Genomic DNA, 16,893 nt, shown 5'->3' with positions numbered 1-16,893 from the left:
AAGGGCAGGGGCTTCAGAGTTTAGCATGCCCGACTCCGCCTCCTCCTCCGATCCGGCCGTCCAGCGTCAGCTCGATCGCCTGACCCTGCTCTCCCCAGGCGCCGATATCCTCGGCCTGGAGCGCATCACCGAGCTGCTCGCGCGTGTCGGCGATCCGCATCTCCGCCTGCCCCCGGTGCTCCATGTCGCCGGCACCAACGGCAAGGGCTCGACCTGCGCATTCCTTCGTGCCGCGATCGAGGCGTCAGGCCTGACGACCCATGTCTATTCCAGCCCCCATCTCGTCCGCTTCAACGAGCGCATCCGCCTCGCTGGCAGGCTGATCGAGGATGCCGCGCTCGCACCCTTGCTCGAGGAGGTGCTCGATGCGGGTGGCGATATCGGCGCGAGCTTCTTCGAAGTGACCACCGCCGCCGCCTTCCTCGCCTTTGCCCGCACGCCCGCGGACGCGTGCATCGTCGAAGTCGGACTGGGCGGACGCCTCGACGCGACCAACGTGGTCATGCCCGCCGTCACGGGCATCGCCCAGCTCGGCATCGATCATCAGGCGTTCCTGGGCGACACTGCCGAGGCCATCGCCGCCGAAAAGGCCGGCATCGCCAAGCCCGGCGTGCCGCTGGTGACGATGGCCTATGCCCGGTCCATTGCCGAGGTGGTGCATAATGCCGCCACGCGGGCGGGCGCCAGCCTCCACACCGAAGGCACGGACTGGCGCTTTGCTGTGCAGGACGGCACGATCCGCTACGAGGATGCGCAAGGGAGCCTCGAACTCCCCCTCCCCACCCTCGCCGGCCCGCACCAGCCCGGCAATTTTGCCCTCGCCACCGCGATGCTCCGCCACCAGAGCGCACTCGCCATACCGCAATCCGCCCTCACCGCCGCCGCACGCAACACCCGCTGGCCCGCGCGTATGCAAAAACTCTCAGGCGGCCCGCTGCTCGATCTCCTCCCGCCGGGAAGCGAGATCTGGCTCGACGGCGGCCACAATCCCGCCGCCGCCGATGCGGTGAGCGCAACGCTCGCCCAGGTCGCACAGGGCCGTCCCGTCCAGCTCATCCTCGGCATGCTCTCCAACAAGGACGCGGCGGGCCTGCTCGCCCCCTTTGGGCCGCTTGCCACCGGCCTTCACGCCGTCCCGATCCCCGGCCATGAGCACCACGCGCCCGCGATTCTCGTGCAGACCGCGCAGAAGCTCGGCATCCCCGAGGCCGCTCCAGCGCGGGACGTCCCGCATGCCCTGGCGTCCATCGCGCAAGTGGCCGGTCCTCCCCCCGTCGTGCTGATCCTGGGCTCGCTCTACCTCGCCGGAACCGTGCTGGAAGCCAATCACGAGCTGCCCGATTAGAGCTGCGGGCGTTCCTCCAACTGTCACCCCGGACTTGTTCCGGAGCCCACTGTGTCGCGCACGAGCCGCTCCAGGCTCGGTCGCCTGGGCCAGACGCCTGGTGGTCCCCGGCACAAGGCCGGGGTGCCGGTGTGTGATGCGCCGCAAAGGCCGCAAATCACACCTGGGCTTAAACCCCACACCATCTCGTCTTATTGCGATTGACTATTAATTGCAGATTGGCACACTCGACCCGTCCTCAGGGAGAGTCGTGTCCATGCCCGTCGCCAACGCCCTCGCTAGCGCCCTTCCCGAACTCCAGCCGGAGGATCCCGGCGCGCGCCTGCTCCTCTTCGGCATCCGCCAATTGGGCGCGAACGGGCTGCACGACGCCTGCACCGCGCATGCCTTCGTCGTCGCGTTCGGCAAGGGTTTCCAGCGTCCATTGGTGCTGCTGCGCGCGCTGATGCAGGAAATGTCCGCGCTTGCCTCGGGCCCGATCCAGATCGCGCCCTGGTGCTGCCCGCGGATGACCGCTTCGGAGGCGGCCTTGCTCCAGGTCGTCGCGCGCGTCGGCTCCAATCCCCATGCGGCGCAGGTGCTGCTGGCCGATGTGCTGGGTGTCCGCGACGCGACCGGCATCCTGCCCACCGCGCATGCGCTGGCAAACGCCTTTGCCGATCTGGCGCTACCGCTCGGCGACTAGGCCGCGCGCGCGCAATTTCCCCAGCGTCTCGGTCGCCCAGCGATACATGTCGGCGTCCGCCGCCCGCTGCTGGCGGTCGAGCCGCTTCATCCGGCTTTCGACCTCCTCGAGCACCGTCATCGCCTGGCGCTCGCGGCCCTGGTCGAGGAGCAATGCGGCATAGCGGCACCGCGCCTCCTCGCCCGGCACGCGCGTGACGATATCGGCATAGATCGCCAGCGCCTCGTCCTTCTGCGCCAGATGCTCGAAGATCTTGGCGCGCAGCAGTGCCTGGCGGTCCCTGTCGCTCTGGCCGATCGGCACGGGGATCGTGTCGAGCAGCGCCAGCGCCTCGGCGCCATGCCCGGCCGCATAGAGCGACGACGCGAGCTTCATCTGGGTGCGCGCCTCGGGATCGCCCGGCGTCATCCGCAGCGCCTCGCGATAATAGGGCACTGCCTCCTCATGCCGCCCCAGCGCGGCAAAGGCGTCGGCCAGCCGCAGCCGGTTGGCGGCGGTATCGGCGAGATCGAGTGCATCGCGCGCCGCGCGCACTTCGCGATGCGGATCGAGCGTCGCCACCACCTGGGCCCGCGCGGTGCGGACGTGCCGGTTGCTGCCCATCCCCGGCAATATCTCGACGATCAGATAGGCGAGCGCGCTGATCATCGGCAGGAAGATCAAGGCGGTCAGCCACATCGGATTGCGCCCATGGCGCATCAGATGGATGATGCAGAACACCTGGATCGCGATGACGACGCCATAGGCGATCATGCCTTGGCCTCCTCGGCGCGCGCATCCCCCTCGCCCATCGTGCCGGCGGTGCCGATCGACCGGTCGACCAGCCCGGTACGCATCATCCACCAATAGATCAGCACGCCCGGCACCGCGATCGCAGTGGTGAGCAGGTAGAAGTTCACATAGCCCATCGCCTCGATCAGGCTACCCGCTGTCGTGCCCGTGACGAAACGGCCGACGATGCTAGCGCCCGCCGAGATCAGTGCATATTGCGCGGCGGTGAAGCGCAGGTCGGTCAGCGCCGAGAAATAGGCGATGACGACCACGCCGCCAAAGCCGCTCGCGATATTCTCGAAGCCGATCGATGCGGCCATGCCGAAGTTGGAATGTCCCGCCGCCGCGAGCCCGGCGAAGCTCAGATTGGACACCGCCATGAGCACCAGGCTCAGCATCACCGATCGCTTCATGCCCATCTTGGCGTAGAGCACGCCGCCGATGAACACGCCGATCATGTACGCGAAGAAGCCCAGCGAGACGTCGTAAAAGGCGATCTCGTCATTGGTGAAGCCCAGATCGTCGAACAGCAGCCGGAAGGTCAGGTTCGCCAGCGTGTCGCCGATCTTGTGGACCAGGATGAACAGCAGCACGATAAAGGCGCCCTCGCGCGCGAAGAACTGCGCGAACGGCCCCCAGATCGATTTGACGACGGTCCCCAGCCCCTTGCGCTCGGCGGGCGCGCGGTGGCGCGTCGGCTCGCCGATGATCAGCCCGGCGATGATCGCCGGCAGCGCGAACAACGCGCAGACCATATAGGCGGCTTCCCAGCCGAACCGCGCCGCGACCACCAGCGCCACCGCGCCAGCGCCGGCCGATCCGATCCGCCAGCCATATTGCGACATGCCCGAGCCGTAGCCAAGCTGCTGCGGTTCGAGGATCTCGATCCGGTAGCCGTCGATGACGATGTCATAGGTCGCGCCCGCGATGCCGACGAGAACCGCGGCGATCACCGTCGGCATGATGTTCGCCGGATCGGGATCGGTCAGCGCGAGGTTCCACACCGCCGCGACGACCAGCACGCCCGCGACGATCAGCCACGAGACGCGCTGTCCCAGCCTGCCCAGCACGGGCAAGCGGACGCCGTCGACGATCCACGCCCAGAGGAATTTGAAGTTGTAGACCAGGATCGCCAGCGTGAACGCCGTGATCGTCGATTTGGTGATGCCGTCCTGCGCCAGCCTGCTGGTCAGCGTCGCGCCGATCATCGCAAACGGAAAGCCCGAGGACAGGCCGAGCGCGAACGCCGCCAGGGGAGCATTCTCGAAATAGGGCCGCACGCCTTCGGGAAGCTCTGCGCGCCAGTCCGCGGGCGCCGCCGCGCGTCCGGTTAGGAATGCGGCCACCAGCACCGCCATGCCCAGCCAGAGGCCGATCGCGGGCGCGAAGCTCGCCGCCGCCAGTGCCTTGGGCGGCGAGAATAATGCGAACAAAACCGCGAGCAGCAGGAGCAGCACCCCCACCGCGCTTCCGCCCACGATCAGGCTGGCCCCGCCGGTGCGCCGCCACACCACGCTCATCACCAGCGTCGCGAGGAGCACCAGTAGCCCCAGGTTGAACGTCATCGACGGGCTGAGTGCCGCCGTCCCCGATTTCCAGCCCAGCGCGAGGTCGAGTCCGCGCACCGCTTCCGGCGCGCCGCCGGGCAGCGCGACCGTGATCCACGGCAGCACGAGCAGCCCCAGGGCAACCAGCAGCGCGGCTTGCGCGACCAGATAGAGCCCGGCGGGCCTGGATTGATCCTGCATTATCGTCTTGTCCCCGCGACCTTTCGGGCTGAAACTAACCAAAAATAGCGCGAAGGCCAGAGGAAGAGGATCATGAACGCCAGTCTGCCGACCGACGGCCAACTCGCTCTGGCGCGAATGCTGGCAGCCGGCGGCACGCGCGAAGGCGACGCGATCGCGCATGTCGATGCCGCTGCCTATACCAGCCCGGAACGCTTCGCCGCCGAGCAGGCGCGCATCTTCGCCCGCGCGCCCTTGGTCATCGCGCCGTCCGCGCTGCTCCCCGAACCCAATATGGCCGTGCCGCATGACGGCTTCGGCAAGCCGCTGCTGATCACCCGCGACAAGCAGGGCGAGGCGCATGTCTTCCTCAATGTCTGTCGCCATCGCGGCACAAGGCTGGTCGAGGGATGCGACGCCGTTCACGGCCCGCGCCTCGTCTGCCCCTATCATGCCTGGACCTACACGCTCGACGGCCGCCTCGCCGGCCTGCCCCGCCCCGACACCTTCCCGGGCCTCGACAAGTCCGCCCATGGCCTCAAGCGCCTGCCCACCCACGAAGCCGGCGGGCTGATCTGGTTCGCGTTCGACGATGCCGCCAATTTCGCCGAGGCGGACACGCTCGCACGCGACTTCGCCGCGTTCGATCTCGCCGGCCAATATGCCTTCCGCCATCGCACGCACCGGGTGAAAGCCAATTGGAAGCTGATCATGGATGCGTTCCTCGAGGGCTATCACATCCAGCGCCTCCACGCCGGCACGATCGCGCCTTTCTTCAAGGACGGCGTCTCCACCGCCGACGCCATCGGCCCGCACCAGCGCTCCGCCGTGGGCCGTGACGCGACGCTGGCCTCGCTCTCCTCGAAGGACTGGGCGACGCTGCGTGCGGCGATCACGTACACGTACCAGATGTTCCCCGGCACCGTGCTGGTGGTCAGCCCCGATTACATCAACCTGATGGTGCTGATGCCCCAGGCGGTCGACGAGGTGTTGGTCGAGGATTTCATGCTGATTCCCGAGGCGCCCGCTACCGAAAAGGCGCTCGCGCATTGGGAGCGGAGCTGGGAGTTGCTCGACGGCGGCGTCTTCGCGGCCGAGGATTTCCGCGCCTGCGAACTCGGCCAGCAGGGCCTCGCCTCCGGTGCGCTCGACAAGCTCACGCTAGGCACGCTCGAACTCGGCATCCGCCACTTCCACGACGCCGTCGAGGCGCGGCTACGGTAAAATCCCGATTGGGCTCACCCGGATGCGCGGTCCGCATCTCTTCCTACAATGATATCTAGGTCATTGTAGGATCGCGAACATGTCGCTGCCGCCATTGCCTCCGGAGTTTATCGAACGCGACGAGAGCCGCGCGCCGCCCGGCTTCGGCATGCTGCTCGCCTTCGCCGTATCGGCGGTGTTCTGGACGGTCGTGCTGCTCGCTGCGACCTGGCTGCGCTGAACAGCGGGATGGCAAGTCGCCGAGCCGAGGCTGGGCTGAGACGAACCGTGCTCGCACATCGGAACCGGTAGCCTGCGGTTCAGCAACTTCGACCGATAATACGCCCAAGATATTCGCAGGAGTTACCCATGTCCTCTCGCACCTCCGCTCGCGCGGTCACCTATCGCCAGTCCGCCTCAGCGGGCGAGATCGTCGCACGGCTTGCCGTCGTCGCTTCGGTCTTTTCGTGGCTCGGCGTCGTCGTCGCTTTGTTCTGGCGCTGAATGCTCAGCCGGCGGTGCCGAACAGGCTGAAGCTGCCCGGCAGCCGTCCGGGCACCTTGCGGCCTTCGATCACCGCCTCGATCGCGCCGATCGCCGCGAGCAGGTCGCGCTGCGGATAGGGCTTGGACAAGCAGCCCGCCGCCAGCGCCCGCGCCTCGCCCGGGCATTGGCCGGTGACGAACAGTACCGCGATCCCCTGGCCCCGTGCCGCCCGCGCCACTTCGACTCCGCTGCCGTCGGACAAATTGACGTCCACCAGCACCAAATCAATCTCGCCACCGCTTCCGAGTATGCCCATCGCACCCGCAACGGAATCCACCGTTGCCACGATCGCGAAACCCTCGCCGGTCAGGAAATGTTCGGTATCGAACGCGACGAGTGGCTCATCCTCAACGATCAACAGCCTTTCGATCCGACGCTTCTTCTTACCGAACAACATTCGTTTCGCATCCAACCTAACTCGTTTCGCATACGCCTAACGCGCGAAACCCCTTTCAGCGCCGCAATAATTTTTGCCCAATCCGACATAATCGCTATATCGCCGCGGTGTCCGTCTCCAAGCCCCCAAAGCCCGAAGCTGCCCTGCAGCGCATCGCCAAGCTGCTCGCCCGTGCGGGAATCGCGTCGCGCCGCGAGATCGAGCGGATGATCCTCGACGGTCGCATCGCGCTCGACGGCAAGGTCCTCGACACGCCGGCGACCGTGCTGCCTTCGCTCGACGGGGTCACCGTCGACGGCCAGCCGGTCCAGGCGCCCGCGCCCGCGCGCCTGTTCCGCTATCACAAACCCGCCGGCCTGCTCACCGCCGAGCGCGATTTCACCGGCCGGCCGACCATCTATGATCGCATGCCCCCCGGCCTGCCGCGCGTCATGCCCGTCGGTCGGCTCGACCTGAACACCGAGGGGCTGCTGCTCCTCACCACCGACGGCGAGCTCAAGCGCCAGCTCGAGCTTCCTTCGGTAGGCGTCGAACGCAGCTATCGCGCCCGCGCTTATGGCCAGGTCAGCCAGGCGCAGCTCGAGGATCTGATGCTCGGCACCGAGATCGAGGGCGTCCGCTACGGATCGATCAACGCCAATATCGAGCGGCGCACCGGCGCCAATCTCTGGATCGAGATGACGCTGACCGAGGGCAAGAACCGCGAGGTCCGCCGCGTGCTCGAGCATCTCGGCCTCCAGGTCAGCCGGTTGATCCGCACCCGCTACGGCCCCTTCCATCTGGGCGACCTGCCCGCTGGCGATGTCGACGAGATCCGCCAGAATGATCTCGCCACCTTCCGCACCGTGCTGGTGAAGCCGGGCGGCGGCAAGGCGGCGTCAAACCTCCAGTTCGCGGTGCGGCAGCGCGTCGTCGAACCCGCGCCGGCTCCCAGCACCGGACGCGAACCCGAACGCCCGAGCAATCGTCCGGCCCGGGGCCCGGCGCCGCGTCCACGCCCCGTCGGTGCCGAACCCGCACCGTTCGCACCCCGCGCGGCGCCTGGCCGCGCAGCGGAGCGCCCGGCCCGCGAAGGAGATCGCGCGCGGCCGGCTCGCGCCGCCGCGCCACGTCGCGGTCGGGACGAGCTTCCCAACGTGCCTTCCCGCTTCGCTCCGGCGCGACCGCCCGAACGTCCGGGCGAAGAAACGCGCCCGATGGGCAGGTCCGGTCGCCCGGGTCGCACCTCGGCGCCGCGCCCCGCTCGGGACGATCAACCCAAATTCACGCCACGCGTCACGCCCGGCCGTGCTCCCGAGCGCACCGGGCGCGAAGACGACCGCACCATAGCCAAGCCAGCCCGCGCCGCGCGTGCCCGTGCGCATCGCGAGACGCAGGAGCCACGCGCCGGCGAGATCGTCGATCGGCCGCGCGGCCCCCGCAAGCCCACCGCCGGCCCATCCGGAGGTCGCGGTCGCCCCGCGCGTCCGGACAAGCCCAAGCCCGGGCGGCCGCCGAGGACGCGCAAGTAATGCGGATCATCGCCGGTACCTGGCGCGGCCGCCCGATCGTCGCGCCCAAGGGCGACGCGACCCGCCCCACCGCCGATCGCACCCGCGAGGCGCTGTTCTCGATGCTCGCCAGCCGCATCGGCAGCTTCGAGGAACTGGCGGTCGCCGATCTCTTCGCCGGCTCGGGCGCGCTCGGCCTCGAAGCCTTGTCGCGCGGCGCCGCTTCGTGCCTGTTCGTCGAGCAGGACCGCGCCGCGCTCGATGCGCTCAAGGCCAATATCGCCAAATTAGGCGCCACCGGTGCTGAAGTCCGCGCGACTTCGGCGCTGGCGCTCGGCGTCGCGCCCAAGCCGCTCGACCTGATCCTGATGGACCCGCCTTATGGCACCGGCGCCGGCGCGGTCGCGCTCGACAAGCTCGGCCGCCTCGGCTGGACCAGCCCCGCCACCTGGATCAGCATCGAGACCGCCAAGGACGAAACCGTCGAGGTCGCCGGCTTCGCCACGGACGTCACTCGCGTCCATGGCAAGGCGCGCCTCACCTTGCTGCGCGCGGCCTGAGCGACAAGGCTAGAGCCAGGGTCTGAGCATGTAGCGCACCTCGCGCCGCGCGCCGCTGCTTTCGACGGTCAGCGCGACTTGCTTGCCCGGCGGGCCGTTTATCGCGCCCAGCATGGCCTCCAAATTCCCTCCGACCAGCACGTCGCCCTGTTTCAGCCCCGCGGCTACCGCCGGACTGCCGGTCCCGACCGCGCCCACGACGAGGCGCCCCTTGTTCTCGTCGATCCATATGCCGGAGAGCGGATAGCCTCCGCGTCGGGGCTTGAGACCGTTGGGCTTGCCCCATAGCGAACCGGCGCCGCTCACGTCGGTGGTCAGGTCGAGCAGCGACAGCGCCGACAGGCCGAGCAGCCCTTCCTGGTCCGCCGAAACCGTCCCGGGCTTGCTGAGCGTGATCAGCATGCCCTCGAACACGAACGGTCCCACCTGCACCTTGCTGGCGCGCACGATGCGCCCGGGGATGCTCGCGTCGCCGATACCGCCGATCCGCGTCGGCGCGAACGGCTTGCTGTCGTCCCATAGCCCGCTCTTTGCCGCTGCGCGGCCGTTCAGGCTGATGCCCGGTGCGCCGGTATCGGCCAGGAACGCGCCCGAATAGCCATCGATCGTCGCCTCGATCTGGATCCGGGGCGCCTGCCCGCCCTCCTCCTTGGTGAAGCGCCCCGGCAGCCTGGTCAGCCCGTCGAAATTCGGCCGTCCCTTTGGATAAGCGCGCCACTCGCCCTTCACGAAATCCAGGTCGCTGTCATAGGTGGTGAAGAGCCCCGCGCCGAACGCGCCCACCGCGTCCTTGCTCAGGCGCTTGCCGATGCCGGTGAACAGCATGTCGGGAAAGCGCGTGCCGCTCGCGAGCGTCACCTCCCGGGCGACATAGGCGCTATAATCGGCCACCTTGCCGCCCACGCCCGCCATCTGCTTACCGTTCACCTTCTGGAGGCCCAGCGACTTGGCGAAGCTGTCCTCGATAAAGCTGAACGTACCGCCGGTATCGACGATGAAGAAATAGGGGCCCTTCCCCTCGATCTTGGCGGCGATCCAGACGCGGCCGTCCTCCAGCGCAATATGGTTGATGACCACATCGCCGTCCGCCGCGATCGCCCGCCCCAGCGGCACGCCAGCCGCTGCTAGCGCCAGCCCGCCGCCCATCACGCTCCGCCTGTCGATACGCATGCCCAACTCCACTTTGCGAGCGTCTTGGCTATCGCGGGGAAGTTACGGAAGGAAGACGCTATTTACGCCGCAGCAGCATCAATCCCACCAGGCTCAGCAGCGCAGCGCCGGCGAGGTAGAGCCCCACCCAGCCGAGCCCACCTTGTTTCACCAGGGTCTCGGCGATCAGCGGGGTCAGCCCGCCGCCGATGATCCCGCCGATGTTGAAGGTGACCGACACGCCGGTATAGCGCACCCGCGCCGGGAACAGGCTCGGCAGCCAACCGCCCAGCGGCCCATAGACGAACCCCATCGTGAACAATGCGAAGGCCAGCCAGGTGAACACGCTGGCGAGCGACCCCGGCACCAGCAGCGCCGACATGGTCAGCCCAACCGGGATCGTCACCAGGCAGCCGAGCGTCAGGATCCTGCCGGCATTGTGCCGATCCGCGAGGAACCCCGCGGTGGCGATCCCCGCGGCCATGAACAGGATCGCGGCCAGCTCGACACCCAGGAAGAGCTCGCGGTCATAATGCAGCGCCTTGGTGCCGTATCCGATCACGAACAGCGTCGAGATGTAGAAGAGCGCGAAGCACGCGATCGTCCCCATCGTCCCGGCGACCGTCGGCAGCGCATGGTCGCGCAGCAATTCGCCGATCGGAACCGCGGGCGGCGGCGCCTTCTCGCCGGCCTCGACGAATTCGGGTGTCTCGGTGATCCTGAGGCGCACCCACAGGCCCAGCGCCACCAGCACCGCGCTCGCCAGGAACGGCAGGCGCCAGCCCCATTCGCGAAACTGTTCGTCGGTGAGCAGGGCGCCCAGCACCAGATAGAAGCCGTTGGCGAAGATGAACCCCACCGGTGCGCCCATCGGCGGAAAGCTGCCATAGCGGTTGGCCCAGCCCGGCGGGGCGTTCTCCACCGCGAGCAGGCTCGCCCCGCCCCATTCGCCGCCCAGCCCGAAACCCTGGCCAAACCGCATCAGGCACAGCAGCAGCGGCGCCACCCAGCCGATCATCGCATAGGTCGGCAGGAAGGCGATCAGCACGGTCGAGATGCCCATCAGCATCAGCGACGCGACGAGCGTCGACTTGCGCCCGAGCCGGTCGCCGAAATGGCCGAACACCAGCCCGCCCAACGGCCGCGCGAAGAACGCCACGCTGAAGCTGGCATAGGCGCCAACTTGCTGCAGCCACGGCTCCTGTGCCGGAAAGAACAGCGGCCCGAACACGAGCGCCGCCGCGGTCGCATAGATATAGAAATCGTAGAACTCGACCGAGGTGCCGACCAGGCTGGCGAACAGGATCCGGCGATGCGATGCGGCTGGTGCGGTCATTTCCTCTCCCTTTCGCACCGCTATGCGAGAAGCGCGCGCGAGGGGAAAGCCCGTTCATCGGCAGGTCAGTTTCCCGCCCGTATCGAAATGTCACCGGACCAGCGGCCAAAGGGAGATGGACGATGCGCGGACCAACAGCACGGCGCCTCTTGTTCGCGACCCTGTTCGCCCTGCTCGCCGGTCTCCTCGTCGCCTTCGCCAATCCGATGGATCATGTGAAGGCCGATCTGCGCGCCGACACCCACGGCCTCAAACACAGCCTGCGCCTCGCCGCGCACGATCTATAGGTCGCGCGGCCGGGGCTCCCTGCCGGCTAAGTCCATCCATTCTGGTCCGAGTTCGCGGAGAAAGCGGAACCTTAGAGTTCCAAGGGCGCTGTTATAATAGCGCTTTCCAATATCCTGGAATATGGCGCCTGAGAGACGGGTAAATATGCTCTCACTTAAATAGTATGGGGCGTACATACTTATGACACAGTTCAGATGGGTAAGCAAAGCCTTGCTAGGCTCCTGGAAGCCTACCGAGAGTTTAGCTCTTTTCGACGCTTTGGAACATGGCCAAGCTTCCGCAAATCCTGGCGTAGGCCGAATAATTACTTTGCGCGCTTTCGCGTCGATTGAACAGCGCGTGATCGTCAAGACATACCCCACAGGGCAGGTCGAGGCTTGCATGCCTGAAAACGCCCTACCGGGAGTCCGCTCTATATAGCGGACCTAACCCTCTTACGGACTCGCCCGTGAGAGGCATCCCGTATGAAAACCCTATCGCACCGCGATCGCATGCATGAACGCGATGCAGGCCAGCGTCGAGCTGATCGTGCGGACATGGTTCCACAGTGTCCATTCGCGGAGGTATCGCGTCCATACCATGGCGGCATCCGGTCCGCCCGCGGCGGCGGCCAGCGCGTCGTTCAGCGGCACGTTGAGAGCCATCGTCACCGCGAACATGCCGATGACATAGAACAGCCCGCCCGCGATCATCGAGATCGCCCCCGGCTCGCTCCCGTGCACCATGCCGATCACCGCCAGCGCGGCGGCGCTGAGCGTGGTGGCGAGGAACAGGGGAAGGAACACCGAACGCTGGATATCCATATTGATGGCATTCATCGCCGCGATGCCGGCGGGGTGATCGATCCGCCCAAGCGAGGTCATGATGAAGGTCGAAAAGGCGAAATAGAGCCCCCCGATCAGGCCGCAGCCTATCGCCGAGAACCACAGTAGTCCCGGGATGATGAGCGTGCGCATGGCGGTCCTCCCGTCTGAACGGCCGTCCGATGGAGCTCCGGTCGAACCGCACGCGCTTGATCTGCGCATGCCATTCGCTGCGCAAGCATCACGCCTCAGTGCAGTCCGAACGCCTTCACCGCGGTCAGCATCAGCCAATAGAGCCCGCCCGAGAGCAGCATCGCCGCGGGCAAGGTCAGCAGCCAGGCGAGCGCCAGGTTGCGCACGGTGCGCGCCTGCAGCCCCGAGCCGCTCGCGACCGACGCGCCGGCGACGCCCGAGGAGAGGATGTGCGTCGTCGAGACCGGCAGCCCGAAGCGATCCGCCATCAGGATCGTGCCCGCCGCGACCAGCTCGGCCGAAGCGCCCATGCCATAGGTCATGTGCTGCTTGCCGATCTTCTCGCCGACGGTGACGACGATCCGCTTCCAGCCGATCATCGTGCCCAGCCCCAGCGCCAGCGCCACGACGATCTTCACCCAGAGCGGAATGAAGCGCGTGCCGGCTTCGAGCCCGGCCTGGTAATCCTTCAGCGCCTTCAGCTCGGCGGGCTGATAGCCGTCGGCCTTCTTGGTCGCGAGCCGGGTGGTGTCGAGCACCAGATACATGTCGTTGCGCACGTTCGGGGTCGCCTCGGCAGGCACCTTGCTCAGCGAGCCATAGCTCGCGACGCGCTGGGTCAGGTCCGTTGACAGGCTGTCGAGCGCCGCGAACACCTGCGGCCCCTCGGCCTTGCGCTGCTGGAGCGCGCTGGTGAGGATGCCGCGCGCCTGTGCGGGGGCGATGACGATACCGCCGCTGCGCGCCTCATAGGCTGCGTTGGCCGTGTTGGCGGTCTGGACGAAGGCGGGGGTCCCGCTGCTCGGCAGCGTGCGGTTCAGCGCATAGGCCGTCGGCGCGCAGCCGATCAGGATCAGCATGATCAGCCCCATGCCCTTCTGGCCGTCGTTCGAGCCATGGCTGAACGAGACCGCGGTGCAGGTGAAGATCAGCAGCGCGCGGATGCCCCTGGGCGGTGCCGCCTCGCCTTCGGGCGGCTTGTAGAGCTTGGGGTTGCGGATCAGCATGCGCATCACGAGCAGCAGCAGCAGCGCAGCACCAAAGCCGATCAGCGGTGCCATCCAGAGGCCGGTCAGGATCTTGGTCGCCTGGCTCCAGTCGACGCCCGCGGTGCCGCCGCGCGAGCCGGCCGAGATCAGCTGGTTGGCGAAGCCGACGCCCAGCACCGAACCGATCAGCGTGTGGCTCGAACTGTTGGGCAGGCCGACATACCAGGTGCCGAGGTTCCACAGCACCGCCGCGAGCAGCAGCGCGAAGATCATCGCGAAACCCGCCGAGGATCCCACGTTGAGGATCAGGTCGACCGGCAGCAGCGTGATGATCGAATAGGCGACCGCGCCGCTCGAGAACATCACGCCCAGGAAATTGAAGAAGCCGGACCACACCACCGCCAGATGCGCGGGCATCGCATTGGTGTAGATCACGGTGGCCACCGCATTGGCGGTGTCGTGGAAGCCGTTCACGAACTCGAAGCCGAGCGCGATCAGCAGCGCCAGCGCCAGGAACGCGAACACCCCGGTGGCAAGGTTCTCGCCCACCCCCTGCGTGTCGCTCAGCACGCTCCAGCCGGCAAACGCCATTCCGCCCACCACGATCGCGGCGAACAGGAGCTTGGCCAGCGGATGCGTCTTATAGTCGAATCGCGGGCTCCGGGGCGTGTCAGCCGCCGGGGCTTGTTCCATTGCGAGTGATGCCATGATGTGCCGGGGTCTGACCGTGGCGTGTGACAATGTGATGACAATAACGTTACAACGCCGTCGAAAACACCAGCAAAAGCGTCAGTCGAAGCAGCTGATATGCGTGATCTTCACGACCTTGCCGCTCGTGTCCTTCTCCTCGTGCCGTCCGGGCACGCAGGGCGGCTTCTTGCCCACGCTGTCGCCCATCCGCCAGGCGACGAACGCGACGAACACCGCCGCCGCCAGCACCAGCGCCAGTCGCAGACGCCTGTTTCTCCAGTTCACGCTCGCGCTCCCATGATCTTGCCGCACTAGCTAGCCCGTCCCCGCGCCCGCCTCAAGCGCATCCGCCGCTTGCTCCGGACGCCCTCGTTCCCTACTTGTTCACCGATGAGTCTCCCCGCCCCCTCGCCCCAGGACGCCCCCTATCTCCAGGGCCTGAACACGCCCCAGCGCGAGGCCGTGCTCACCACCGAGGGCCCCGTGCTCGTCCTTGCCGGCGCCGGCACGGGCAAGACCGCCGCGCTCACCGCGCGCCTCGCCCACCTGCTCTGGACGCGGAAGGCCTATCCGTCCGAACTGCTCGCGGTCACCTTCACCAACAAGGCCGCGCGCGAGATGAAGGAGCGCGTCGGCCGCCTCGTCGGCGAAGCGGTCGAGGGCATGCCCTGGCTCGGCACCTTCCACGCGATCGGCGCGAAGATGCTCCGCCGCCATGCCGAGCTTGTCGGCCTGCAGTCCAACTTCACCATCCTCGACACCGACGACCAGCTCCGCCTCTTGAAGCAGCTCATCACCGCCAACGATCTCGACGAGAAGCGCTGGCCCGCCCGCCAGCTCGCCGGGTTGATCGATCAGTGGAAGAACAAGGGCCTGATCCCCGCCGACATCGACGCTGGCGAGTCCGAGCTTTACGCCAACGGCCGCGGCCAGGCGATGTACGCCCAGTATCAGGAGCGCCTGCGCACCCTAAACGCCTGCGATTTCGGCGATCTGCTCCTCCACATGCTGACGATCCTCAAGACCGATCGCGAGGTGCTCGCCCTCTACCAGCAGCGCTTCCGCTACATATTGGTCGACGAGTATCAGGACACCAACGCCGTCCAGTATCTCTGGCTCCGCCTGCTCGCGCAGGAGCGCAAGAACATCTGCTGCGTCGGCGACGACGACCAGTCGATCTACAGCTGGCGCGGCGCCCAGGTGGAGAACATCCTCAAGTTCGAGAAGGATTTCCCCGGCGCCAAGGTGATCCGCCTCGAGCAGAATTACCGCTCCACCCCGCACATCCTCGGCGCCGCTTCGGGCGTGATCGCAAACAATGGCGGCCGCCTCGGCAAGACGCTCTGGACCGAGAAGGACGCGGGCGAGAAGGTCAAGGTGCTCGGCATCTGGGACGGCCCCGAGGAAGCGCGCCGCGTCGGCGAGGAGATCGAGGGCCTCCAGCGCGGCGGCCTCAGCCTCGACGCCACCGCCATCCTCGTCCGCGCCCAGCACCAGACCCGCGAGTTCGAGGACCGCTTCATTTCGATCGGCCTCCCCTATCGCATCATCGGCGGCTTCCGCTTCTACGAGCGTCAGGAGATCCGCGACGCGCTCGCTTATCTCCGCGTCGTCGCGCAGCCGGCCGACGACCTCGCCTTCGAGCGCATCGTCAACACCCCCAAGCGCGGCCTCGGCGACAAGGCACTGGCGAAGGTCCACCAATATGCACGCGCCGCCGGCATCCCCCTCACCACCGCGGCCGCACGCATCCTCGACAGCGACGAGCTGACGCCCCAGGCCCGCCGCGCGCTCGGCAATCTGGTCGGCGACATCGCCCGCTGGCGCAGCATGGGCGACACGCTCCCCCATCCCGAGCTCGCCCGCATCATCCTCGACGAGAGCGGCTACACCGCGATGTGGCAGGCCGATCGCACCGCAGAGGCCGCCGGCCGCCTCGAGAATCTCAACGAGCTCGTCCGCGCGATGGAGGAATATGAGAGCCTCACCGCGTTCCTCGAGCATGTCAGCCTCGTCATGGACAACGAGAACAACGCGGAAGAGCCCAAGGTCACGATCATGACGATCCACGCCGCCAAGGGGCTGGAGTTCGACACGGTCTACCTGGCCGGCTGGGAGGAAGGCATCTTCCCCTCGCAGCGCGCGCTCGACGAAGGCGGCCTCGCCTCACTCGAGGAAGAGCGCCGCCTGGCCTATGTCGCGATCACCCGCGCCCGGCGCCAGGCGACCATCCTCCACGCCGCCAATCGCCGCATCTACGGGCAGTGGACGAGCAGCCTGCCCTCGCGCTTCATCGCCGAGCTGCCGGACGATCATACCGAGCAGGAAAGCACCATGTCGGGCGGCGAGAGCCTGTGGCGCGCCAACTGGTCCGAGCGCGCCGATCCCTTCGCCGACGTCCAGCGCGGCACCGGCCGCGGCCCCGGCTGGCAGCGCGCCGCGGGCGTCGATCCGAAGAACCCCGGCGGCAGCTTCACCGCCCGCACCTTCACCCGCGAACCCGCCCGCGTGCTGGAGAGCCGCGCGAGCGCGGTAAGCTTCGGCGCCAAGCCGCGCGGGGATTTGTCGCTGGGCCTGCGCGTGTTCCACCAGAAGTTCGGCTACGGCACGATCGCCGAGATCGAAGGCAACAAGCTCGAGATCGACTTCGAGAGCGCGGGGCGGAAGCGGGTGATGGATAGTTTTGTGACGGTGGGGTGAGCTAATCGCGGGCGCGCCGCCT

The 16,893-nt window shown here is 67.4% G+C and carries 17 protein-coding genes; 9 read left to right on the top strand and 8 right to left on the bottom strand.

Annotated elements, in window-relative coordinates:
• Positions 1 to 25 precede the first annotated feature (25 nt).
• Both IAG41_RS04760 and IAG41_RS04755 read left to right on the top strand, forming a co-directional pair.
• A complete protein-coding gene (locus IAG41_RS04760; RefSeq protein ID WP_187727392.1) occupies positions 26 to 1,345 on the top strand; it encodes a bifunctional folylpolyglutamate synthase/dihydrofolate synthase in 1,320 nt (439 codons plus the stop codon).
• A gap of 256 nt (positions 1,346 to 1,601) precedes the next feature.
• Entirely contained in the window at positions 1,602 to 2,030 is a 429-nt protein-coding gene (locus IAG41_RS04755; protein ID WP_187727391.1) for a DUF6628 family protein, read from the top strand.
• Here the strand turns inward: IAG41_RS04755 and IAG41_RS04750 are convergent.
• Positions 2,013 to 2,783, bottom strand: coding sequence for a tetratricopeptide repeat protein (locus IAG41_RS04750; protein ID WP_187727390.1), 771 nt, complete (start codon positions 2,781 to 2,783; stop codon positions 2,013 to 2,015). The two genes, IAG41_RS04755 and IAG41_RS04750, sit on opposite strands and share 18 nt — an antisense overlap.
• On the bottom strand, positions 2,780 to 4,159 hold the full coding sequence (locus IAG41_RS04745) for an AmpG family muropeptide MFS transporter (RefSeq protein ID WP_187727878.1): 1,380 nt from the start codon (positions 4,157 to 4,159) through the stop codon (positions 2,780 to 2,782). The genes IAG41_RS04750 and IAG41_RS04745 overlap by 4 nt, the downstream gene beginning before the upstream one ends.
• Before the next feature lie 462 nt (positions 4,160 to 4,621).
• On the opposite strand from IAG41_RS04745, the gene IAG41_RS04740 reads away from it, so the two are divergent.
• The 3 genes from IAG41_RS04740 (at position 4,622) to IAG41_RS23100 (ending at position 6,235) form a co-directional block, all read left to right on the top strand.
• On the top strand, positions 4,622 to 5,752 hold the full coding sequence (locus tag IAG41_RS04740; protein ID WP_187727389.1) for an aromatic ring-hydroxylating oxygenase subunit alpha: 1,131 nt from the start codon (positions 4,622 to 4,624) through the stop codon (positions 5,750 to 5,752).
• 79 nt (positions 5,753 to 5,831) lie between these two features.
• Positions 5,832 to 5,972 (top strand): hypothetical protein, encoded by a 141-nt coding sequence (locus tag IAG41_RS04735; protein ID WP_187727388.1) that lies wholly within the window; start codon positions 5,832 to 5,834, stop codon positions 5,970 to 5,972.
• 128 nt (positions 5,973 to 6,100) lie between these two features.
• Positions 6,101 to 6,235: a hypothetical protein gene (locus IAG41_RS23100; RefSeq protein WP_262408442.1), complete on the top strand. Its 135-nt coding sequence runs from the start codon at positions 6,101 to 6,103 to the stop codon at positions 6,233 to 6,235.
• A gap of 4 nt (positions 6,236 to 6,239) precedes the next feature.
• Here IAG41_RS23100 and IAG41_RS04730 read toward each other — a convergent pair whose 3' ends face one another.
• Positions 6,240 to 6,674 (bottom strand): response regulator, encoded by a 435-nt coding sequence (locus IAG41_RS04730; protein ID WP_187727387.1) that lies wholly within the window; start codon positions 6,672 to 6,674, stop codon positions 6,240 to 6,242.
• A gap of 107 nt (positions 6,675 to 6,781) precedes the next feature.
• On the opposite strand from IAG41_RS04730, the gene IAG41_RS04725 reads away from it, so the two are divergent.
• Together IAG41_RS04725 and rsmD are read left to right on the top strand one after the other, a co-directional pair.
• Positions 6,782 to 8,185, top strand: a complete 1,404-nt coding sequence (locus IAG41_RS04725) for a pseudouridine synthase (RefSeq protein WP_316251079.1) — start codon at positions 6,782 to 6,784, stop codon at positions 8,183 to 8,185.
• Positions 8,185 to 8,724 (top strand): 16S rRNA (guanine(966)-N(2))-methyltransferase RsmD, encoded by a 540-nt coding sequence (gene rsmD, locus IAG41_RS04720; RefSeq protein WP_187727386.1) that lies wholly within the window; start codon positions 8,185 to 8,187, stop codon positions 8,722 to 8,724. Before IAG41_RS04725 ends, rsmD begins: the two co-directional genes overlap by 1 nt.
• 9 nt (positions 8,725 to 8,733) lie before the next feature.
• Here rsmD and IAG41_RS04715 read toward each other — a convergent pair whose 3' ends face one another.
• Together IAG41_RS04715 and IAG41_RS04710 are read right to left on the bottom strand one after the other, a co-directional pair.
• Positions 8,734 to 9,894: an aspartyl protease family protein gene (locus IAG41_RS04715; RefSeq protein ID WP_187727385.1), complete on the bottom strand. Its 1,161-nt coding sequence runs from the start codon at positions 9,892 to 9,894 to the stop codon at positions 8,734 to 8,736.
• 58 nt (positions 9,895 to 9,952) lie between these two features.
• Entirely contained in the window at positions 9,953 to 11,209 is a 1,257-nt protein-coding gene (locus IAG41_RS04710; RefSeq protein WP_187727384.1) for an MFS transporter, read from the bottom strand.
• A gap of 122 nt (positions 11,210 to 11,331) precedes the next feature.
• Here IAG41_RS04710 and IAG41_RS04705 point away from each other — a divergent pair, with 122 nt between their 5' ends.
• Positions 11,332 to 11,496, top strand: a complete 165-nt coding sequence (locus tag IAG41_RS04705; RefSeq protein ID WP_187727383.1) for a hypothetical protein — start codon at positions 11,332 to 11,334, stop codon at positions 11,494 to 11,496.
• Positions 11,497 to 11,970: 474 nt separating this feature from the next.
• On the opposite strand, the gene IAG41_RS04700 is transcribed toward IAG41_RS04705, so the two are convergent.
• The 3 genes from IAG41_RS04700 to IAG41_RS04690 form a co-directional block, all read right to left on the bottom strand.
• Positions 11,971 to 12,453 (bottom strand): DUF1772 domain-containing protein, encoded by a 483-nt coding sequence (locus IAG41_RS04700; RefSeq protein WP_187727382.1) that lies wholly within the window; start codon positions 12,451 to 12,453, stop codon positions 11,971 to 11,973.
• Positions 12,454 to 12,548: 95 nt separating this feature from the next.
• Positions 12,549 to 14,174: an inorganic phosphate transporter gene (locus IAG41_RS04695; RefSeq protein WP_222950469.1), complete on the bottom strand. Its 1,626-nt coding sequence runs from the start codon at positions 14,172 to 14,174 to the stop codon at positions 12,549 to 12,551.
• Between the two features lie 96 nt (positions 14,175 to 14,270).
• Positions 14,271 to 14,456, bottom strand: a complete 186-nt coding sequence (locus IAG41_RS04690) for a hypothetical protein (RefSeq protein ID WP_187727380.1) — start codon at positions 14,454 to 14,456, stop codon at positions 14,271 to 14,273.
• 105 nt (positions 14,457 to 14,561) lie between these two features.
• On the opposite strand from IAG41_RS04690, the gene IAG41_RS04685 reads away from it, so the two are divergent.
• Positions 14,562 to 16,871: an ATP-dependent helicase gene (locus IAG41_RS04685; protein WP_187727379.1), complete on the top strand. Its 2,310-nt coding sequence runs from the start codon at positions 14,562 to 14,564 to the stop codon at positions 16,869 to 16,871.
• Positions 16,872 to 16,893: the final 22 nt, after the last annotated feature.

This window comes from Sphingomonas sp. JC676, assembly GCF_014489075.1.
Taxonomy (GTDB): Bacteria; Pseudomonadota; Alphaproteobacteria; order Sphingomonadales; family Sphingomonadaceae; genus Sphingomonas.
The sequence above is the reverse complement of the archived record's forward strand: the minus strand, read 5'-3'. Positions and strand labels throughout refer to the sequence as shown.